Source organism: Sphaerisporangium cinnabarinum, from assembly GCF_055567015.1.
This window is the reverse complement of record NZ_JBVHRG010000013.1, coordinates 23,201-41,815: the sequence shown is the minus strand read 5'-3', so window position 1 is coordinate 41,815 and position 18,615 is coordinate 23,201. Positions and strand designations below refer to the sequence as shown.

Below are 18,615 nucleotides of genomic sequence, written 5' to 3'. Positions count from 1 at the left end.
ACACCGTGTGTACGGTCGTACATATCTACCGGCCGACGGCGTCTCGGACGAAGCGCGCCAGCACGTCCGCCATCGCCACGGGCTCCCAGGAGTGGAACGCGCCGGCGACCTCGCGGACCTCGCCGTGCGGCACCGCGTCCACGATCTTCCGTGCGGAGAGCGGCATCTCGGGGAACGTCGACGTCCCGTACGTCGCGAGCACCGGGACGCCCACGCTCGCGAGCGTCCCGTCCTCGAGCGCGGCCGACGCGCGGACGAGGGACTCGCCGTCGGCGCGCTGGCTGCGCGAGCCCCGCGCGAGCTCCGCGAAGTCGGGGGAGCGGCGCATGCCCTCGAGCCACTCCGGCGGCATGTCCTTCATGTACTGCTCGGTCGCGCCGACGTAGTCCTCGGCGTCGAGCCGCCGCTCGAACTCGTCGATCCACTCCTTCGTCGCCGCCGCGTCGTCGCCCAGCGGCGCCTCCCACAGCACCAGGCCGGTCACGGGCAGTCCGACGCGCGCCGCCGCGAGCGCGATCGTGCAGCCGGACGAGTGCCCGCACAGCACCGCCCCGCGGCCCGTGCCGCGGTCGGCGACGGCGATCACCGCCGCGAGGGCGGCCAGCTCGCGCTCGAGGTCGAGCACGCCGTCGGCCGGGCTGTCGCCGCGTCCGAGGCGGTCGTGGACGACCGTCGTCACGCCCTGCCGGGACACGCGTTCCGCGGTCTCGGTGGTGATCGGGTCGATCGCGCGGAACGGTCCCGCACCCGCGACGAACACGAGACCCGGGCCCTCGCCGCGCAGGTCGTAGGTGACGGCGTCCCCCCGCGCGGTGGTCACGCGGCTCGTCGTGAGGCGGTCGGTCATGGCTGCTCCCTCGGCTCGGCGGCGGCCGACGTCCGGCCGCCACCGAGGAGGACCGGCGCGGGACCCGGGACTCATCGACCGGGGCGACACCGCCCGGGTGCGGCGGCGCGGCGTCGTGGTCTGCGCCTAGGCTGGCGAGCATGGACACCGAGGAACGCCTGGCCGTCTTCATCGACTACGAGAACCTCGCGCTCGGCGCGCGCGAGCACCTGGGCGGCATGACGTTCGACTTCGGCCCGATCGCCGACGCGCTCGCCGTGCGCGGGCGCGTCGTCGTGCGGCGGGCGTACGCGGACTGGTCGTACTTCGACGAGGACCGTCGCTCGCTCACGCGGCACCAGGTCGAGCTCATCGAGATGCCCCAGCGCATGGGGGCGTCCCGCAAGAACGCCGCCGACATCAAGATGGTCGTCGACGCGATCGAGATGGCGTTCGAGCGCGACTACATCTCGACGTTCGTCATGTGCACGGGGGACAGCGACTTCTCCCCGCTCGTCCACAAGCTGCGCGAGCTGAACAAGCGCGTGATCGGCGTGGGCGTCGAGAAGTCGACGTCACGCCTCCTGCCGCCCGCGTGCGACGAGTTCCTCTTCTACGACCGGCTCGAGGGCGTCGACGTGCCCGACGAGCCGGAGCCCCGCTCGGTCCGCGGCGCGCGCGCCGGGGCGACGTCGGGCGGCGCGAAGGCGAAGCGCACCGGCGGCCGCACGTCCGGGCGCCGCAAGGCGACCGAGATCGCCGAGCCGGAGGTCGAGACGCCCGCGGCGGCGGCGCTCGCGGAGCTGGGCGAGGCCGTCGGGCGCTCGTCGCGGCGGGGCGAGCCCGTCGTGACGGAGAACGCCGAGGTCGACGGCGAGACGACGCCCGTCGAGCAGCCGGCCGACGAGCCCGCGCTCGTCGCGACGACCGCCGAGGCCGACGACGAGGCGCCGTCGGGCGAGGACCTGCCGATGGAGGTGCGCGTCGCGCAGACGCTGGCCGACCTCGAGGCGTCCACGAGCGGCCCGGTCACGGCGTCGGTGCTCAAGCGCACGCTGCTGCGCAAGGACCCGACGTTCAGCGAGGCGGACTACGGGTTCCGCAACTTCGGCGAGTTCCTGCGGTTCCTCGCCGACCGGAGCTTCATCGAGCTCGCGCCCGGCCCCGCGACGGGCGACCCGGAGGTGTCGCTGCCCGCGCAGGGCGACACGGACCAGGCGTTCGCGCTGGTGCGCGACGTGGTCCGCGAGGAGGGCGGCTCGACGGTCCTGTCCGGGCTGAAGAACGCGATCCGCAAGAAGCGCCCCGACTTCAGCGAGAAGGCGCTCGGGTACCGCGGGTTCCTGCAGTTCTGCAAGGCGGCGCAGGCCGCCGGCGCCGTCGACCTCGCGTGGGACGACGACGCCGACGACTACCGCGTGACGGTCGCCTGAGGCTCCCGTCCGGCCGGGGTGCCGGGCGCCGGGGATCACCCCGGCGCCCGGACCTGCTGTCCGGCGCTGCGGTCAGCGGCCGACGAAGGCGAGCAGCGCCTCGTTGACCTCGGCCGCGTGCGTGACGAGCAGGCCGTGGGGGGCGCCCTCGACCTCGACGTACTCGGCGTCCGGCACGAGCTGGCGGAAACGGCGCCCGGTCGCGTCGATCGGCAGGATGTTGTCCTTCGTGCCGTGCAGGATCAGGGTCGGCTTGCCGGCGGCGCGGACGGCCTCGACGTCGGCCCGGAAGTCCTCGATCCAGGTCGGCACGACCGCGTACGCGGCGACGGGCGCGGAGCCGATCGCGGTGATCCAGCTCGCGTGCACGGCGTCCTCGCTGATGCGGGTCCCGAGGTTCTCGTCGAGGTTGTAGAAGTCCTTGTAGAACTGCGTGTACCAGGCGTAGCGGTCGGAGCGCGCGGCCTCGACGATGCCGTCGAACACGGACTGCGGGACGCCCTCCGGGTTGTCGTCGCGCTGGACGAGGAAGGGCTCGAGCGAGGCGAGGAACGCGAGCTTGGCGACGCGCTCGTGGCCGTGGTTCTTCACGTAGCGGGCGAGCTCGCCGGTGCCCATGGAGAAGCCGACGAGGATCACGTCGCGCAGGTCGAGGGTCTCCAGGACGGTGTCGAGGTCGGCCGCGAACGTGTCGTAGTCGTAGCCGCTGCCGACCTTGCTCGACGCGCCGAACCCGCGGCGGTCGTACGTGATGACGCGGTGGCCGGCATCGAGCAGCTCGCGCTTCTGCAGCTCCCAGCTGTGGCCGTCGAGGGGGTAGCCGTGGATGAGGACGACCGGCTGCCCGGCGCCCTGGTCCTCGTAGTAGAGCTCGATGTCGGTGGAGTTCTCCTGCCCGACGGTGATGTACCCCATGGTCGTGCCCCTTTCGCGAGGACGGGAGAACGGTCGTTCTCCCGTTGGTCGCTACACTAGAGAACGATGGTTCTCCGCGCAAGCGGTACGACGTGAACAGGAGATGAGCGATGCTCGACGACGCGAGCGCCCGCGCGGCCGTGGTGGCCGCGGCCGACCGGCTGTTCTACGCCCAGGGCGTGCAGGCCGTCGGTATGGACGCCGTCCGTACCGAGGCCGGGGTGTCGCTCAAGCGCATCTACTCGCTCTTCCCGTCCAAGGACGAGCTCGTCGTGGCCGTCCTGCGCCAGCGCACCCGCCGGTGGGACGACGGGATCGCCCAGGCTGCCGCCGGAGCCGCCACGCCGCGGGAGCGGCTGCTCGCCGTGTTCGACTTCCTCGACGCGTGGTTCCGCGAGGACGGCTTCCGCGGCTGCGCGTTCATCAACTCGTTCGGCGAGCTCGGTGCGACGTCGCCCGGGGTCGCCGCCGCGGTGCGCGAGCACAAGGAGTCGTTCCAGCAGTACGCGCGCGACGTCGTGCGCGAGGCGGGCCTGCCCGACGACGTCGCGCTCCAGGTCGTGCTGCTCGCCGAGGGGGCGCAGACGACGGCGGCCATCACGCAGGACCTCGACGTCGCGCGCCAGGCGCGCCGGGCGGCCGAGGCGATCCTCGACGCGGCGGTCCCCGCGACCGCCTGACGCCCCGCGCGCCTCCACCGGCGGCGGGCGCCGGGCCCCGTGCGCGAGGTCGGGGGGAGAGAAGATGGGAGCGGTCCCACGACACGCCGAGAGAGCGCTTGCTCGGCGTGTTCTCGCCACCGTAGGGTCGCGGACGGAGGGCCGAGGAACGGCCCCCGCCCGGTGCAGAGTCGCGCCGAGAGCATGTCCCGCACCGTGGCGAGACGCAGGCGGCACCGCCGCCGGACCTGGAGGAACGATGGACCTCGCACGTCACCGCTCCCTGACCCCGCCCCGCACCCCGGCCGGGCGCCGACCACGCGCCCGGCGGCGCCTCGCGGGCGCGCTCGTCGCGGCGCTCACGGCTGCCGCGGCGGCGCTCGCCGTCACCGTGCCCGCGACGTCGGCCGCCGCGGCGCCTGGCGACCTCCTGTGGTCCGACGAGTTCGACGGCGCGGCGGGCTCCGCGCCGAACCCCGCCGTCTGGAACCACGAGACCGGTGCGCACGGGTGGGGCAACGCCGAGCTCCAGAACTACACGGCCTCGCGCGCCAACTCCGCGCTCGACGGCCAGGGCAACCTCGTCATCACCGCGCGCCGGGAGGGCGACGGGTCGTACACGTCGGCGCGCATGACGACCCAGGGGAAGTACCAGCCGCAGTACGGGCGCATCGAGGCGCGGATCCAGATCCCGCGCGGCCAGGGGATCTGGCCGGCGTTCTGGATGCTCGGCGGGAGCTTCCCCGGCACGCCGTGGCCGTCGTCGGGCGAGATCGACATCATGGAGAACGTCGGCTTCGAGCCGCACCGCGTGCACGGCACGGTGCACGGCCCGGGGTACTCCGGCGGCTCCGGCATCACGGGCATGTACCAGCACCCGCAGGGCTGGTCGTTCGCGGACACGTTCCACACGTTCGCGGTCGACTGGAAGCCGGGGGAGATCACGTGGTTCGTCGACGGCCAGCAGTTCCACCGGGTGACGCGCGCGAGCGTCGGCGCGAACGCCTGGGTGTTCGACCAGCCGTTCTTCCTCATCCTCAACGTCGCGGTCGGCGGGCAGTGGCCCGGCTACCCCGACGGCACGACCCAGCTCCCGCAGCAGATGAAGGTCGACTACGTGCGCGTCTACGACAACGGCTCGGGCTCGTCGAACCCGGGGAACCCCGGGAACCCCGGGACCGGCCTGCCGACGGGCACCGGCCCGGTGCGCGCCGCGAACGGCATGTGCGTCGACGTCCCGTGGGCGGACCCGACCGACGGCAACCAGGTGCAGATCGTCACGTGCAGCGGCAACGCCGCACAGACCTGGACGCGCGGCTCCGACGGGACCGTCCGTGCGCTCGGCAAGTGCCTCGACGTGCGCGACGGCTCGACGACGCGCGGCGCCGCCGTGCAGGTCTGGACGTGCAACGGGACGGGCGCGCAGAAGTGGGCGTACGACGCGGGGAGCAAGGCGCTGCGCAACCCGCAGTCCGGGCTCTGCCTCGACGCCACGGGCGGCGCGCCCCTGCACGACGGCCAGCGGCTCCAGACCTGGACGTGCAACGGCACCGCGGCCCAGCAGTGGACGCTGTGACAGCCGGCTGATCCGGCGACCGCGGCGACCGGCCGCGCGGGCGGGGCACCCCGGGGTGCGTCACCCGCGCGCGGTCGCCGCGTCGTCGGGCGGGTCGAGGCGCGGGCCCGGCTCGCCCTGCTCGCCCGGTCCGGGCGGGAGGCCGCCCGGCTCGCGCGGCCCGAGCCGGCTCGCGACCATCGGCAGCACGATCACCGACAGCACGCCCGCGCCGACGAGCGCCGCCCCGACCTGGGACGTCATGGCGCCCTGCTCGACGGCGATCTCGGTGAGCGCGACGAGCAGCGGCAGCGCGGTCGCCGCGTAGAGCGCCGTCTGGACCCGCTCGTCCGACGGCAGCTCGCGCCGGAACCACAGGAGCACCGGCCCGCCCCGCACGACCACCATGAGCGCGAAGAACGTCAGCGGCAGCAGCGGGGACGCGACGATGGAGTCGATGTCCAGGCCCATGCCGGAGCTCACGAAGAACACCGGCACGAACACGCCCCACGCGACCGCGTCGAGCTTCTTCTCCAGCGCCTCGATGTCGCCGGGCGCCCAGCGCCGCAGCACCATGCCGCCGACGAACGCGCCCAGCACCGCGTCGAACCCGAGCCCCGCGGCGAGCGCGAGCAGCACGACGAGCAGCAGCACCGTGAGGCGCAGCGTGCTCTGGCCGGTCCCGTGCTCCGCCGCGCTGAAGAGGCGGTCGCCGCCGAGGGCCTTGAGGCGCCCCAGCCGGCCCGGCAGCGCGGACAGCGCGACCGCGACGACCGCGAACAGGACGAGCAGGATCGCCGCGACCCCGCTCTCGCGCGTCCCGAGCAGCACGGCCATGGCGACGATCGGGCCGAGCTCGCCCACCGCCCCGACCACGAGCACGGCGCGGCCGAGCCGCGAGCCGAGCTGACCGCCGTCGCGCAGGATCGGGAGCACCACGCCGAGCGCCGTCGTCGTGAGCGCGATCGCCCCGGCCGCGACGGCGTGCGGCGAGTCGTGACGCACGACCACGAGGACGAGCACCGCCCCGACCACGAGCGACGTCAGCCACGCGGCTCCGGCCCGCCGCCCGACGCGCTCGCGCAGGAGGCTCGGCTCGAGCTCGTACCCGGCCAGCAGGAAGAGGAAGCCCATGCCGAGGTCCGAGAGGAGCGTGACGTCGTCGGGCGCCGCGAGATCGAGAGCGGCGGGCCCGACGAGGATGCCGCCCAGCAGCAGCACGACGACCTGCGGCACGCGCGACCGCACGGGCATGAGGCCCGTGAGCAGCGGTGCCAGCAGCGCGACGACGAACACCGGCACGAGCGGGGCGTAGACGTTCACGGTCGGCTCCCGGGTTCGGCGGCGGCGGCGAGCACCAGGATGGCGCAGCGGCTGAGGTCGCGCGCGGGAAGCCCCGACGGGCGGGGCACGCCCTTGACGACGGTCGCGGCCCGGCCTAGCGTCGGCCGGGCCGCGTGACGCGCGGCACCTGGATCGGCAGACAGGATCACTGAGCCGGCGCACCGTGGCGCCGGAGCCGCGCCCCGGTGAGCGACGAGCCACCAGGAGGCACCATGACCAGCACCGACGCAGCGACCAGGACGTGGGTCCGCGACCCGCTCGGCGTGTTCACCGCCGACGACTCCCTGGGCGCCCCGGACGCGCGCGGCGGCCTCGTCGTCGAGGGCGGGGTGATCGTCGAGCTCGTCGCGGCCGGCGCGCAGCCGTCCGCTCCCGTCGACGAGACGTTCGACGCGTCGCAGCACGTGCTCACGCCGGGTCTGATCAACACGCACCACCACTTCTACCAGACGCTCACGCGGGCCTGGGGGCCGGTCGCCGACGCCCCGCTCTTCCCCTGGCTGCAGCGCCTCTACCCGGTCTGGGCGCGGCTCACCCCGCGCGACCACGAGCTCGCGACGACCGTCGCGCTCGCCGAGCTGCTGCTCTCCGGCTGCACGACGGCGGCCGACCACCACTACGTCTTCCCGGCCGGTCTCGACGACGCGATCGACCTCCAGGTCGCGGCGGTCCGACGGCTCGGGATGCGCGCCACGCTCACGCGCGGGTCCATGACGCTCGGTGAGGACGACGGCGGCCTGCCGCCGCAGTCGGTCGTGCAGGACCTCGACACGATCCTCGCGGACTCGCGGCGGCTCGTGGAGACCTACCACGAGCGCGGCGCCGGGGCGCAGGTGCAGATCGCGCTCGCGCCCTGCTCGCCGTTCTCCGTGACCACCGACGCGATGCGCGAGAGCGCGGCGCTCGCGGAGGAGCTCGACGTCCGCCTGCACACGCACCTCGCCGAGACCGTCGACGAGGAGGACTTCTGCCGCGAGCGCTTCGGGATGCGCACGGTCGACTACCTCGAGTCCGTCGGCTGGCTCACGGACCGCGCCTGGCTCGGTCACGGCATCCACCTCGACGACGACGAGGTGCGCCGCCTCGGGGCGGCGGGGACCGGCGTCGCGCACTGCCCGACGTCGAACATGCGCCTCGCGTCCGGCATCGCCCGGGCCGTGGAGCTGGAGGACGCGGGCGCGCCCGTCGGGCTCGGGGTCGACGGCTCCGCGTCGAACGACGCCTCGACGATGATCCTGGAGGCGCGCCAGGCGCTCTATCTGCAACGTCTCAGGTACGGCGCGGACATCCCCGTGACGCGCGCGCTCGGCTGGGGCACGCGCGGGTCGGCGCGCGTGCTGGGCAGGGACGACGTCGGCGTCCTCGCGGTCGGCAAGCAGGCCGACCTGGCGCTGTGGCGGCTCGACGAGCTGCGCTTCTCCGGCGCCCACGACCCGGTCGCCGCGCTCCTGCTGTGCGGCGCCGACCGCGCGGACCGGGTCATGGTGGGCGGCGCGTGGCGCGTCGTCGACGGCACGATCCCCGGGCTCGACCTCGGTGCCCTGGCGGCGGAGCACTCGGCGGCGGCGCGCCGCCTCGTCGCGGGCTGAGCCGGCCCCGCCGGCCGCGGACGAGTTGTCGTCGGGGACTTGACACAGGTCACACTTGGCGTTCGAATAGTGGAAGTAGTTTTCCGCCAAGCGGAACGATAGCTGACGAGGAGGTCCGCTATGAACGCGCGAGCCACGAGGGCCACGGACGGCGCCGAACGGCGTCCGGTACGCCCTGAGGACGAGCGGCTGCCCATCGGGTCGACGTTCGGGTACGGGTTCCAGCACGTGCTCACGATGTACGGCGGCATCATCGCCCCACCGCTCATCGTGGGGAGCGCCACGGGCCTGACCGGTGCCGAGATCGGGACGCTCGTCGCGGCGTCCCTCTTTATCGGCGGGCTCGCGACGATCCTGCAGACGGTGGGCATCCCCTTCTTCGGGTCCCAGCTGCCGCTGGTCCAGGGCGTGTCCTTCGCGGGCGTCTCCACGATGGTCGCGATCGTCAACGGCGGGGGAGGGATCCCGGGCGTCCTGGGCGCGGTGCTCGTCGCCTCCGTGATCGGCCTGCTCATCACGCCGTTCTTCGCGCAGATCATCCGGTTCTTCCCACCCGTGGTCACGGGCGTCGTCATCACGACGATCGGGCTCACGCTCATGCCCGTCGCGGCCAACTGGGCGATGGGCGGCAACGCGAGCGCGCCCGACTACGGCTCGGTGAGCAACATCGGCCTCGCCGCGCTGACGTTCGCGATCGTCATCCTGCTGTCCAAGGTCGGCAGCGGCACGATCTCGCGCCTGTCGATCCTCATCGCGATCGTCGTCGGGACGCTCATCGCCCTCGCGCTGGGCAAGGCCGACTTCTCCGGCGTGGGCGACGGCCCCGTCGCAGCGTTCCCGTCGTTCCTCGGCTTCGGGGCGCCGACGTTCGAGATCGCCGCGATCATCTCCATGCTCATCGTCATCCTCGTGACCCTCACCGAGACGACGGCCGACATCATCGCCGTCGGCGAGATCGTCGGCACCAAGGTGAACCGCAAGCGCATCGCCGACGGCCTCCGTGCCGACATGGCGTCGTCCATCGTGTCGCCGTTCTTCGGGTCCTTCACGCAGTCGGCGTTCGCGCAGAACGTCGGTCTCGTGGCCATCACGGGCGTGAAGTCGCGGTTCGTCGTGGGGGCGGGCGGAGCGATCCTCGTGATCCTCGGCCTGCTGCCCGTCCTCGGCCGCGTCGTCGCCGCGGTGCCGACGCCGGTCCTCGGCGGTGCGGGCGTCGTCCTCTTCGGCTCGGTCGCGGCGTCGGGCATCCGCACGCTCGCCAAGGTCGACTACTCGCGCCCGATGAACCTCATCATCGTCGCGGCGTCGATCTCGTTCGGGATGATCCCCATCGCCAAGCCCGACTTCTATGACCAGTTCCCCACGTGGTTCGGGATCATCTTCCACTCGGGCATCAGCTCGGCCGCGGTCATGGCGATCCTGCTCAACCTGCTCTTCAACCACCTGAAGTTCGGCACGCCGCCCGACCCGTCCGTGTTCGCGGCCGGGGCGGAGCACGGCGCGAACGCCGTGGACGACGAGGACCTGGAGGACCTCCAGGACGACGGCGTCCTCAACGGCTCGACGCGCCGCCCGGTCGCCGTCGAGGCCGCCGCGCCGTCCCCCGAGGCCCCGGCGCCGGACGGCGACGGCCGGCAGGACGGGACCGCCGCCGGAACGGGCGACCGCGCCGACGACCCGGCCGCGCCGGGCGACGGCACCGCCGCGCCGCGCCAGCACGCCGTCGCCCCGCTCCCGCGGACCGCGACCCCGTAGCGCGGCACAGCGTCGTGCCCGACGCCGCCCCGCACCCCGCGCGTCCCCTCGAGCCGGGTGCGGGGCGCCGTCGCGCCCGGGCCGTGTAGCGTCGTGGGTCGGCGTCGAGCACGGCGTCCCGACCCCGACCGCAGGACCGCACCATGAGCACCCCCACGCCCGAACGCCCGGCACCGTCCGCGAGCGGGGCACCGGCCGAGACCCGGCCGTCGACGACCGACCTCACCGGCGACCCGACCGCCGACAGCGGCGCCGACCCGGGCGCCGACACCGGCGCCGACCACCTGGGCAGCGGGCTGCGCACACGGCACCTCACGATGATGGGCCTCGGCTCCGCGATCGGTGCCGGGCTGTTCCTCGGCTCCGGCGTCGGGATCGCCACCGCCGGCCCGGCCGTGCTCGTGTCGTACGCGATCGCGGGCGTCGTCGTCATCCTCGTGATGCGGATGCTCGCCGAGATGGCGAGCGTGCGCCCTGCGAGCGGGTCGTTCTCCGTCTACGCGGAGGAGGCGCTCGGGCCGTGGGCCGGGTTCCTGCTCGGCTGGCTGTACTGGTTCATGCTCGTCATGGTGCTCGGCGCCGAGATCACCGGGGCCGCGCGCATCGTCACCGGCTGGTACCCCGACGTGCCGCAGTGGGGCGTCGCGCTCGCCGTGGTCGTCGTGTTCGCGGTGATCAACCTCTGGGGCGTGCGGCAGTTCGGCGAGCTCGAGTTCTGGTTCGCGTTCGTCAAGGTCGCGGCGATCGTCGGGTTCCTCGTGGTGGGCGTGCTGCTCGTGCTCGGGCTGCTGCCCGGGACGGAGCCGGTCGGCACGTCGAACCTGCTGGGCCAGGGCGGCTTCGCCCCCGAGGGGTGGGGCGGCATCGCGGCGGGCCTGCTCGTCGTCGTCTTCGCGTTCGGCGGCATCGAGATCGTCACGATCGCCGCGGCCGAGGCACGCGAGCCGCGCACGGCCGTCGCGCGCGCGACGCGCAGCATCGTGTGGCGGATCCTCGTGTTCTACCTGGGCTCGGTCGCGATCATGGTGCTCGTGCTCCCGTGGGACTCGCCGCTGCTCGCCGAGAGCCCGTTCGTCGCGGTGCTCGGTCTCGCGGGGCTCCCGGGCGCGGCCCGCGTCATGGAGGTCGTCGTCGTGGTCGCGCTGCTCTCGGCGTTCAACGCGAACGTCTACGGCACGTCGCGCATGGCGTACTCGCTGGCCGGGCGGGGCGACGGTCCGCGCGCGCTGCGGCGCGTGTCGCGCCGCGACGTCCCCTGGGTGTCGGTGCTCGTCTCCGTGTTCTTCGCGCTCGTCGCGGTCGGGCTGAACTGGCTCCTGCCGGAGGCGCTGCTGGGCATCCTGCTCAACGCCGTGGGCGCCGCGCTGCTCGTCGTGTGGGTGCTCGTCGCCGTCTCGCAGCTGCGGCTCCGCCGACGGATCGAGGCGCAGGCGCGCGCATCGGGCGAGCCGATGACGCTCCGCATGTGGGGCTTCCCGTGGCTCACGTGGGCCGTGCTCGTGGGTCTCGCGGCGCTCGCCGTCCTCATGCTGACCGACGCCGCCGCGCGCGCCCAGCTCGTGTCCACCGTGGGGCTCGTGGCCGTGATCCTCGCCGTGTACCTCGTCACACGGCGGGGCCGGGCACGGCGCGGTGCGGCGGTGGGGGCGCGCGCCGACGGGTGAGCGCTCGTCCACGGCGTGCACGGACGTGCGCCCCGGACGGTGCACAATGAACGGATGACCTATCGCGTCCTGAGGCTCATCCTGTCGCTGCTCGCCTACGTGCTGCTGCGACCCCAGGTGACAGGACGCAACAACATCCCGCGCCACGGCGCGGTGATCCTCGCGAGCAACCACCTGTCGTTCATCGACTCGCTGCTCATCCCGATCGTCGCGCCGCGGCACGTGACGTTCCTCGCCAAGGCCGAGTACTTCACGGGCCGCGGGATCAAGGGCCGCCTGTCGCGGTGGTTCTTCACGACGATCGGCATGATCCCCGTCCAGCGGGACGACCCGCGCGCGGGACAGCGCTCGCTCGAGGACGCGCTCGAGGTGCTCCAGCGCGGCGGCGCGTTCGGGATCTATCCCGAGGGCACGCGCTCGCGCGACGGCAAGCTGCACCCGGGCCGCACGGGCGTCGCGTGGCTCGCGCTCGCGGGGCACGCGCCCGTCGTCCCCGTCGCCGTGCGCGGCACGGACAAGGTCCAGCCGGTCGGCAAGCGGATCCCGCGCCTGCACCGCGTCGAGGTGCACTTCGGCAAGCCGATCGACCCGCAGCGCCAGATCACGGCCGGGACCAAGCCGGCGCAGGCGCGGCGCGAGCTCACGGACGAGGTCATGGCGTCGATCCACCGCATGAGCGGCCAGGACCTCGCGGCCTGACAGCCGCCCGGGTCACCCGCCGATCGAGCTCAGCCCGAACGCCGTCGCGAACCCCAGCACGGTGACGAGCCCGGTGACCGGGCCGCCGAACTCCGTCGCCTCGGGGATCATCGTGTCGACGAGCATGGTGAGCAGCGCCCCCGCGGCGAACGCCTGCGTGACCGCCACGACGGCGGGCGACGCGCCGTCGAGCGCGAGGTAGCCGATCCCGGCCGCGAGCGCCGAGACGAGCGTCGTCGACCCCCACAGCACCCACAGCCGCGACGGCTTCGTGCCGGCCTTGAGCAGCCCCGCCGTCGCCGACATCGCCTCCGGCAGGTTGGACACGAAGACGGCGGCGAGCATCGCGACGCTCACCCCGCCGCCCCCGATGAGCGTCGCGCCGAGGACGACGGACTCGGGGATGCCGTCGAGCACGGTGCCGAGCGCGATCGCCGCGCCGCCGGTCCCGCCGGCGGCCTGGACGGCCTCCTTCTGCACGCCGGTGGAGCGCTTGCGGCCCTCGCCGCCCATCCGGTCGATGATCCGGTCGCCGACGAAGAACGTCAGCGCCCCGCCGGCGAGGCCCGCGAGCAGGACGAGCCCGCTCGCGCGGGTCGACGCGTCCTCCACGAGGTCGTAGGCGACCGCGCTGATGAGCACGCCCGAGCCGAAGGCCATGACGAGCCCGACGAGCCGCTGGCCGGGCGGGCGCCAGAAGACGAGCGCGGCCCCGAGGAGCAGCGACGACGCCCCGACGAGGCCCCACCAGAACCCGATCACGCTCTCATTGGACCAGCGGGGGTGCCGGTGCGCGCGGCGGTCGGGCGCCGCGGTTCCCCCGTCGAGGGGATGTGCTGGGCGTGCGGCGCGGTGAGACTGGGGGCCATGACGACCGACGCGCGCCCGCCGCGAGGGTGGGGACGGGTGCTCGCCCCGCTGCGCAGCACGGCCACCGTGCGCGCCGGGGTGCTCCTCGTCGTCGGTGGCGTCGTCGCCGGGGCGTATGCGGCACTCGTCGCGGGGTTCGCGCAGATGTTCGCGTCCCTCCAGACGCCGCGGGTCGCGACCGTCGTCCTGGCGCTGGTGACGGCGGTCCTCGCGAGCACGCCCCCGTTCCTCGCGCCCGTGCGCACGCTCGAGATCGCGGCGGCGCGGACGTTCCTCGACGTCGACGTGCCGCTCCCTGCGACCGGCGCCGCCCCGCCGGGGGCGGCGACGCGCTGGCGTGCCGCGGCCTGGTACGCGCTGCACCTGGCCCTGGGTGCGGCGGTGGTGGTCGTGGTGCTGTTCGGTGTCCCGGTCGCGACGCAGCTCGCGCTGTCCGCGACGGGCGTCGAGCCGGTGCTGCTCGCGGACTGGCGACCGTGGGAGGCGCTGCCCGCGTGGACGTGGCTGCTCACCGCGGTGCTCGTGCTGCTCGCCGTCCCGTACGTCGTGGCGCTCGCGCGCGCCGTGCTGCGCCAGGCGGCCCTGCCGCTGCTCGGCCCGGACCAGACGGAGCAGATCGCGGAGCTCGAGGCGGCCGCGGACCGTGCGGCCGAGCGGGGCCGGCTCGCGCGCGAGCTGCACGACTCGGTGGGCCATGCGCTGACCGTCACGACGCTCCAGGCCGCGGCGGCCGCGCGCCTGCTCGACACCGACCCGCCCGCGGCCCGCCGCGCGCTCGCCGCGATCGAGGAGACGGGTCGCAGCGCGATGGCGGACCTCGACCACGTGCTCGGCCTCTTGCGCGCGGAGGTGCCGGGCGCGCCGCCCCGCGCCCCGGCCCGCACGCTCGCCGACCTCGACGCGCTGCTCGACGACGCGCGCGGCACGGGCGCCGACGTGCGGCTCGCGCGGGACGGTGCGGCGCCGCCCGACGTCCCGCGCGCCGTGTCGCAGGAGGCGTACCGCGTCGTGCAGGAGGCGCTGACCAACGCGCTGCGGCACGCGCCCGGCGAGCCCGTCGCCGTCGCGGTGGCCCCCGGGCCCGGCGGCGCGCTGGTCGTGGAGGTGCGCAACCCGCTCGGGGCGGGCACACGGCGTCGGGCACCCGACGGTGACGCGCGCGAGCACCGCGGCCTCGCGGGCATGCGCGAGCGGGCCCACCTGCTGCGCGGGGAGGTCGCGGCCGGTCCCGCGCCCGACGGCGGCGCCTGGGTCGTGCGCGCGACGTTCCCGCGCGCGGGGTCGTCGCGGTGAGCCCGGGCCCTGACAGGATCGGTCCCATGACGGAGACGGTCCGCGTGGTGCTCGTCGACGACGAGCCGCTCGTGCGCGCGGGGCTGCGCGTCATCCTCGACGCGGAGCCCGACCTGGCGGTCGTCGGCGAGGCGGGGGACGGCGCGGAGGCGCCGGGCGTCGTCGCGCGGGCGCGGCCCGACGTCGTGCTCATGGACGTGCGGATGCCGCGCGTCGACGGGATCTCGGCGACGCGGGCGCTGCTCGCGCGGGGCGGCGCCCCGCGCGTCCTCGTGCTCACGACCTTCGAGAACGACGACCACGTGCTCGACGCGCTCCGGGCCGGGGCGCACGGGTTCCTGCTCAAGCGCGCGCGTCCGGAGGAGGTCGCGCAGGCGGTGCGCGTCGTCGCGCGCGGCGAGTCGCTGCTCTTCCCCGACGCCGTGCGGCGCCTCGCGACCGCGCACCCGCCCACGGGCGACGCGCTGCGCGGCGCGCGCCTGACCGAGCGGGAGGGGGAGGTGCTGCGGCTCGTCGCGCAGGGGCTGTCGAACGCGGAGATCGCGGCCCGGCTCTACCTCGGCGTCGAGACCGTGCGCACGCACGTGGGCAACGTCCTCGCCAAGCTCGGCGTCCGGGACCGCACGCAGGCCGTGGTGCGAGCCTACGAGTCGGGGTTCGTGCGGGCGGGCTGACGCGCGCGCCGACCGCCCCGGTGCGACGATCGCGCCATGGACCTCTCCGTGCTCACCCGCCCCGCCCCGCCCGTGCCGCCCGTCGCGACGGTCGCGCGCGTCGCGCTGGGTCTCGCCCTGGTCGGGGCCGGGATCAGCCACCTCACGGTCGCGCGCGAGGAGTTCCAGGCGCAGGTCCCGTCCTGGTTCCCCGTGGACGACGACGTGACGGTGCTCGCGTCGGGCGCCGTCGAGATCGCGCTCGGTGGGTCGCTCGTCGTGCTGTCCCGGTGGCGCGTCGCCGTCGGGCTCGTCGCCGCCGCGTTCTTCGTCGTGATCTTCCCGGGCAACGTCGGGCAGTGGCTCGAGCACCAGGACGGGTTCGGCCTCGACACCGACGCCAAGCGGTTCGGGCGCCTGTTCTTCCAGCCCGTGCTCGTGGCGTGGGCGCTGTGGTCCACGGGCGCCCTCCGGGCGCTGCGTCGCGCGCGCCCGCGCGACTGACCTCCGCCCGCCGCGCCCTCGCTCGGCGCGGCCCGGTCATCCGGGCGTGACGGTCACCCGCGCGGGGGAGCGGGGTCGCCGCGCCGGGGGATCCGCGGCCGGGCGGGGTCCGGGAGCGTCGAGGCATGAGCACCTCGACACCGCACCCGCCCCTGTCCGACCCCACCCCTGCACCCACGCCGTCGGCCGGCGACCACCGACCGTCCACCCGCGGCGGACCACCCGCCCGTCCCGAGCGCCCGTCCCGAGGCCGCTGGGTCGCCCCCGCCGCGGCCGCGTGGTGGACCCTCGGCGGCGTCGCCACGCTCGTCGTCACGCTGACCGGCGGCACGCTCGCGGTCGGCGCCGCGAACGACCTGTCGTTCGGTGCCCTGAGCGGCGTCCCGGGCGCGACCCTCACGCCGTGGGTCGCCGTCCTCGCGCTCGTCGGCGCGGCCACCGCGCTGCGCGCGTGGCTCGGAGCCCGGCGCGGTCCCGTCGCCCGGGCCGACCGCGCGCTGACCGTCGCGGCGACCGCCGTCGTCGCGGCCGGGGTCCTCGCCCTCACCGACGCGTCGATCCTGGCGCGGCTCGGGTACCTGCCGGTCACGCTCGTCATGGCGCCGTTCGACCCCGTGATCCGCGCGGCGTTCGAGGACTTCCTCGGCGCCGGACCGCTCACGCAGCTCGCGCTCCTCGGCGGCGGCGCCCTGCTCGTCGCCTCGACGTGGCGGTTCGTGCGCCGCGGGTCCGGGGCGTGCGCGTCCTGCGGGCGCCGTCACGACGGGCACGACCCGGCGTGGACCACGCCCGCCGCCGCGGCGCGCTGGGGGCGGGCCGCCGCGCTCGTCGCCGCCGCGATCCCCACCTTCTACGCGGTGGCGCGCATCGCCTGGGTGCTCGGCATCCCGCTCGGCTTCTCGCCCGACGACGTCGCGCAGCTCGCCGGCGACGACGGCTGGGTCGCGGCGCTCGGGCTGGGCGGCTTCGCGCTCGTCGGCGCCGTGCTCACGCTCGGCCTGTTCCAGCGCTGGGGCGAGGTCTTCCCGCGCTGGACGGTCGGGCTCGCGGGCCGCCGCGTGCCCGTCGCGCTCGCGGTCGTCCCCGCGACGGTCGTCGCGGTCGCGGTGCTCCCCGCGGGGCTCTCGCTCATCGTCCTCGGGTTCGGCGAGAGCCGGCTGGCCCTCACCGCGGACTCGTGGGGCGCCGTCGGGCCGACGCTCCTGTGGCCGGTGTGGTCGCTCGCCCTCGGCGCCGCGACCTACGCCTACTGGCTCCGTCGCCGTGGCACGTGCCGGGTGTGCGGGCGCGGGGGAGCCCGGGCCCGGCATTGACCTGGGGTGCACACCAGGACCCAGAATCAGGGTCGGGTACCAGATGCGCAGAGAGAGGCTCCTCATGTCCGACACGCTCACGCCGCAGGCGGCCGCCGCCCGAGCCGGCGTCAGCCTCGACACGCTCCGCTACTACGAGCGGGAGGGGCTCATCGGGCCGATCGCCCGGACGGCCGGCGGGCACCGGGCCTACGACGGCGACGACCTGTTCTGGATCGGGCTGGTGACGTGCCTGCGGGACGCCGGGCTGGGGATCGCCGAGCTGCGCGAGTTCACCTCGCTCCTGCGCCGCGAGGGGAGCCCCGCCGACCGCGTCGCCTTCCTCCAGGGCCATCGGCGGGAGCTGCGCGAGCGCAGGGCGCGGATCGATCTCGCGCTCGGCGTGCTGGACGACAAGATCGCGTACTACGAGGAGCAGTCGCGGGAGGCCTCGGGTCCGGGTCCGCGCCCACGGGTCGACGGGTAGCCGGGTCCGCCGAGGAGCCCTCTTGACCTGGAGCGCGCTCCAGCATCGAGCATCGGGGCATGACCGCACAGATGAACGCTCCCCAGATCGTCCTCGGGACCATGGACCACGGCACGCGCGTGGAGCAGTCCACCGCGTTCCGGCTGCTCGACCGCTTCGTCGAGGCGGGCGGCCACTGGCTCGACACCGCGAACTGCTACGCCTTCTGGACCGACCCGAGCGGGCTGGGCGGCGCCAGCGAGCGCGTGCTCGGCGCCTGGCTGCGGGCGAACCCGGGGGTGCGCTCCGCCGTCGGGCTCGCCACCAAGGTCCGTCAGGACCCGCTGGTCGCGCACGCGTGGCCCGAGAGCGCGGAGGGCCTCTCCGCGTCCGCCGTCCGGGCGGGCCTCGACGGGAGCCTCGACCGCCTCGGCGTCGACCACGTCGACCTGCTGTGGGCGCACGCGGAGGACCGGACGGTCGACCTCGGCGAGACGGTCGCCGCCTTCGGGGAGGCCGTGGCCGAGGGGCGCGCGAGCCGTATCGGCGCGGCCAACCACGCGTCGTGGCGGGTGCAGCAGGCACGCGACCTCGCGCGTCGGCAGGGCGTGGCCGAGTGGTCGGCGCTGCAGCTCCGGCACTCCCTCGTGCAGCCCCGCCCGGGCACGACCGTCCCGGAGGCGGGCCACAAGCTCCTGACCCCGGACGACCTCGACCACGCCCGCACGGAAGGGCTCGACCTGTGGTGCTACACGCCCCTGATGATGGGCGGGTACACCCGTGCGGACCGCCCGTTCTCCGCGGGCTACGCCCACCCGGGGACCGAGCGGGTGCTCCGCGTGCTCGACGAGGCCGCCCGGGAGACCGGGGCGACGCCGAACCAGGTCGTCCTGGCCTGGCTGATGAGCCAGGGGATCTCGCCCATCGTCGGGGCGAGCAGGATCGAGCAGGTCGACGAGGCGATGGCCGCGCGCGACGTCACGCTGTCGCCGAGCCAGCTGGACCGCTTCGCCGACGCCCGCTGACCCCCGAGTGCCGCCTGCTTCCCGCCGAGCACGACCTTGTTGTCGGCATCGTCCTGATGACGACAGCAAGGTC

The 18,615-nt window shown here is 74.8% G+C and carries 17 protein-coding genes; 13 read left to right on the top strand and 4 right to left on the bottom strand.

Annotated features, from left to right (window positions below; all coding sequences use genetic code 11):
* Nucleotides 1-25: 25 nt before the first annotated feature.
* A complete protein-coding gene (locus ACZ4MO_RS17630) occupies nucleotides 26-847 on the bottom strand; it encodes an alpha/beta fold hydrolase (protein WP_186810500.1) in 822 nt (273 codons plus the stop codon).
* A 140-nt stretch (nucleotides 848-987) separates the two neighbouring features.
* On the opposite strand from ACZ4MO_RS17630, the gene ACZ4MO_RS17625 reads away from it, so the two are divergent.
* Nucleotides 988-2,259: an NYN domain-containing protein gene (locus ACZ4MO_RS17625; protein ID WP_175009909.1), complete on the top strand. Its 1,272-nt coding sequence runs from the start codon at nucleotides 988-990 to the stop codon at nucleotides 2,257-2,259.
* Nucleotides 2,260-2,331: 72 nt separating this feature from the next.
* Here ACZ4MO_RS17625 and ACZ4MO_RS17620 read toward each other — a convergent pair whose 3' ends face one another.
* Nucleotides 2,332-3,174 carry an alpha/beta fold hydrolase gene (locus tag ACZ4MO_RS17620; protein ID WP_043654451.1) on the bottom strand — a complete coding sequence of 281 codons (843 nt, stop codon included), beginning with the start codon at nucleotides 3,172-3,174 and terminating at the stop codon, nucleotides 2,332-2,334.
* Between the two features lie 110 nt (nucleotides 3,175-3,284).
* Here ACZ4MO_RS17620 and ACZ4MO_RS17615 point away from each other — a divergent pair, with 110 nt between their 5' ends.
* A complete protein-coding gene (locus tag ACZ4MO_RS17615; RefSeq protein ID WP_175009910.1) occupies nucleotides 3,285-3,854 on the top strand; it encodes a TetR family transcriptional regulator in 570 nt (189 codons plus the stop codon).
* Between the two features lie 238 nt (nucleotides 3,855-4,092).
* Nucleotides 4,093-5,409, top strand: a complete 1,317-nt coding sequence (locus ACZ4MO_RS17610; RefSeq protein ID WP_175009911.1) for a family 16 glycosylhydrolase — start codon at nucleotides 4,093-4,095, stop codon at nucleotides 5,407-5,409.
* 60 nt (nucleotides 5,410-5,469) lie between these two features.
* On the opposite strand, the gene ACZ4MO_RS17605 is transcribed toward ACZ4MO_RS17610, so the two are convergent.
* Nucleotides 5,470-6,711 (bottom strand): cation:proton antiporter, encoded by a 1,242-nt coding sequence (locus tag ACZ4MO_RS17605; protein ID WP_222592431.1) that lies wholly within the window; start codon nucleotides 6,709-6,711, stop codon nucleotides 5,470-5,472.
* 233 nt (nucleotides 6,712-6,944) lie between these two features.
* Between ACZ4MO_RS17605 and ACZ4MO_RS17600 the strand changes: the two genes are divergently transcribed.
* The 4 genes from ACZ4MO_RS17600 to ACZ4MO_RS17585 all read left to right on the top strand — a co-directional run bounded on the left by ACZ4MO_RS17600 (nucleotide 6,945) and on the right by ACZ4MO_RS17585 (nucleotide 12,439).
* Nucleotides 6,945-8,321 carry an 8-oxoguanine deaminase gene (locus ACZ4MO_RS17600; RefSeq protein ID WP_175009912.1) on the top strand — a complete coding sequence of 459 codons (1,377 nt, stop codon included), beginning with the start codon at nucleotides 6,945-6,947 and terminating at the stop codon, nucleotides 8,319-8,321.
* 120 nt (nucleotides 8,322-8,441) lie between these two features.
* Entirely contained in the window at nucleotides 8,442-10,076 is a 1,635-nt protein-coding gene (locus ACZ4MO_RS17595) for a nucleobase:cation symporter-2 family protein (RefSeq protein WP_255437372.1), read from the top strand.
* Between the two features lie 143 nt (nucleotides 10,077-10,219).
* Nucleotides 10,220-11,740 carry an amino acid permease gene (locus ACZ4MO_RS17590; RefSeq protein ID WP_175009913.1) on the top strand — a complete coding sequence of 507 codons (1,521 nt, stop codon included), beginning with the start codon at nucleotides 10,220-10,222 and terminating at the stop codon, nucleotides 11,738-11,740.
* Nucleotides 11,741-11,794: 54 nt separating this feature from the next.
* The gene (locus ACZ4MO_RS17585; RefSeq protein WP_061268954.1) at nucleotides 11,795-12,439 is read left to right on the top strand and encodes a lysophospholipid acyltransferase family protein; all 645 of its coding nucleotides are present in this window, start codon (nucleotides 11,795-11,797) and stop codon (nucleotides 12,437-12,439) included.
* A 12-nt stretch (nucleotides 12,440-12,451) separates the two neighbouring features.
* Here ACZ4MO_RS17585 and ACZ4MO_RS17580 read toward each other — a convergent pair whose 3' ends face one another.
* Nucleotides 12,452-13,201, bottom strand: a complete 750-nt coding sequence (locus ACZ4MO_RS17580; RefSeq protein ID WP_108047733.1) for a ZIP family metal transporter — start codon at nucleotides 13,199-13,201, stop codon at nucleotides 12,452-12,454.
* A gap of 105 nt (nucleotides 13,202-13,306) precedes the next feature.
* On the opposite strand from ACZ4MO_RS17580, the gene ACZ4MO_RS17575 reads away from it, so the two are divergent.
* From ACZ4MO_RS17575 to ACZ4MO_RS17550, 6 genes are all read left to right on the top strand, one after another.
* A complete protein-coding gene (locus ACZ4MO_RS17575; RefSeq protein ID WP_175009914.1) occupies nucleotides 13,307-14,602 on the top strand; it encodes a histidine kinase in 1,296 nt (431 codons plus the stop codon).
* A gap of 26 nt (nucleotides 14,603-14,628) precedes the next feature.
* Nucleotides 14,629-15,276: a response regulator gene (locus tag ACZ4MO_RS17570; protein WP_175009915.1), complete on the top strand. Its 648-nt coding sequence runs from the start codon at nucleotides 14,629-14,631 to the stop codon at nucleotides 15,274-15,276.
* A 36-nt stretch (nucleotides 15,277-15,312) separates the two neighbouring features.
* Nucleotides 15,313-15,759 carry a DoxX family protein gene (locus ACZ4MO_RS17565; RefSeq protein ID WP_009864071.1) on the top strand — a complete coding sequence of 149 codons (447 nt, stop codon included), beginning with the start codon at nucleotides 15,313-15,315 and terminating at the stop codon, nucleotides 15,757-15,759.
* A 125-nt stretch (nucleotides 15,760-15,884) separates the two neighbouring features.
* On the top strand, nucleotides 15,885-17,072 hold the full coding sequence (locus ACZ4MO_RS17560; RefSeq protein ID WP_186810501.1) for a hypothetical protein: 1,188 nt from the start codon (nucleotides 15,885-15,887) through the stop codon (nucleotides 17,070-17,072).
* Nucleotides 17,073-17,136: 64 nt separating this feature from the next.
* Nucleotides 17,137-17,538: a MerR family transcriptional regulator gene (locus ACZ4MO_RS17555; protein WP_175009916.1), complete on the top strand. Its 402-nt coding sequence runs from the start codon at nucleotides 17,137-17,139 to the stop codon at nucleotides 17,536-17,538.
* Between the two features lie 59 nt (nucleotides 17,539-17,597).
* Entirely contained in the window at nucleotides 17,598-18,542 is a 945-nt protein-coding gene (locus ACZ4MO_RS17550) for an aldo/keto reductase (protein WP_255437373.1), read from the top strand.
* Nucleotides 18,543-18,615 lie beyond the last annotated feature (73 nt).

Bases quoted from the DNA above. Each gene is read 5' to 3' on its own strand.
- ACZ4MO_RS17630 (WP_186810500.1), bottom strand. From the start codon at position 847: ATGACCGACCGCCTCACGACGAGCCGCGTGACCACCGCGCGGGGGGAC.
- ACZ4MO_RS17625 (WP_175009909.1), top strand. From the start codon at position 988: ATGGACACCGAGGAACGCCTGGCCGTCTTCATCGACTACGAGAACCTC.
- ACZ4MO_RS17620 (WP_043654451.1), bottom strand. From the start codon at position 3,174: ATGGGGTACATCACCGTCGGGCAGGAGAACTCCACCGACATCGAGCTC.
- ACZ4MO_RS17615 (WP_175009910.1), top strand. From the start codon at position 3,285: ATGCTCGACGACGCGAGCGCCCGCGCGGCCGTGGTGGCCGCGGCCGAC.
- ACZ4MO_RS17610 (WP_175009911.1), top strand. From the start codon at position 4,093: ATGGACCTCGCACGTCACCGCTCCCTGACCCCGCCCCGCACCCCGGCC.
- ACZ4MO_RS17600 (WP_175009912.1), top strand. From the start codon at position 6,945: ATGACCAGCACCGACGCAGCGACCAGGACGTGGGTCCGCGACCCGCTC.
- ACZ4MO_RS17595 (WP_255437372.1), top strand. From the start codon at position 8,442: ATGAACGCGCGAGCCACGAGGGCCACGGACGGCGCCGAACGGCGTCCG.
- ACZ4MO_RS17590 (WP_175009913.1), top strand. From the start codon at position 10,220: ATGAGCACCCCCACGCCCGAACGCCCGGCACCGTCCGCGAGCGGGGCA.
- ACZ4MO_RS17585 (WP_061268954.1), top strand. From the start codon at position 11,795: ATGACCTATCGCGTCCTGAGGCTCATCCTGTCGCTGCTCGCCTACGTG.
- ACZ4MO_RS17575 (WP_175009914.1), top strand. From the start codon at position 13,307: ATGACGACCGACGCGCGCCCGCCGCGAGGGTGGGGACGGGTGCTCGCC.
- ACZ4MO_RS17570 (WP_175009915.1), top strand. From the start codon at position 14,629: ATGACGGAGACGGTCCGCGTGGTGCTCGTCGACGACGAGCCGCTCGTG.
- ACZ4MO_RS17565 (WP_009864071.1), top strand. From the start codon at position 15,313: ATGGACCTCTCCGTGCTCACCCGCCCCGCCCCGCCCGTGCCGCCCGTC.
- ACZ4MO_RS17560 (WP_186810501.1), top strand. From the start codon at position 15,885: ATGAGCACCTCGACACCGCACCCGCCCCTGTCCGACCCCACCCCTGCA.
- ACZ4MO_RS17555 (WP_175009916.1), top strand. From the start codon at position 17,137: ATGTCCGACACGCTCACGCCGCAGGCGGCCGCCGCCCGAGCCGGCGTC.
- ACZ4MO_RS17550 (WP_255437373.1), top strand. From the start codon at position 17,598: ATGACCGCACAGATGAACGCTCCCCAGATCGTCCTCGGGACCATGGAC.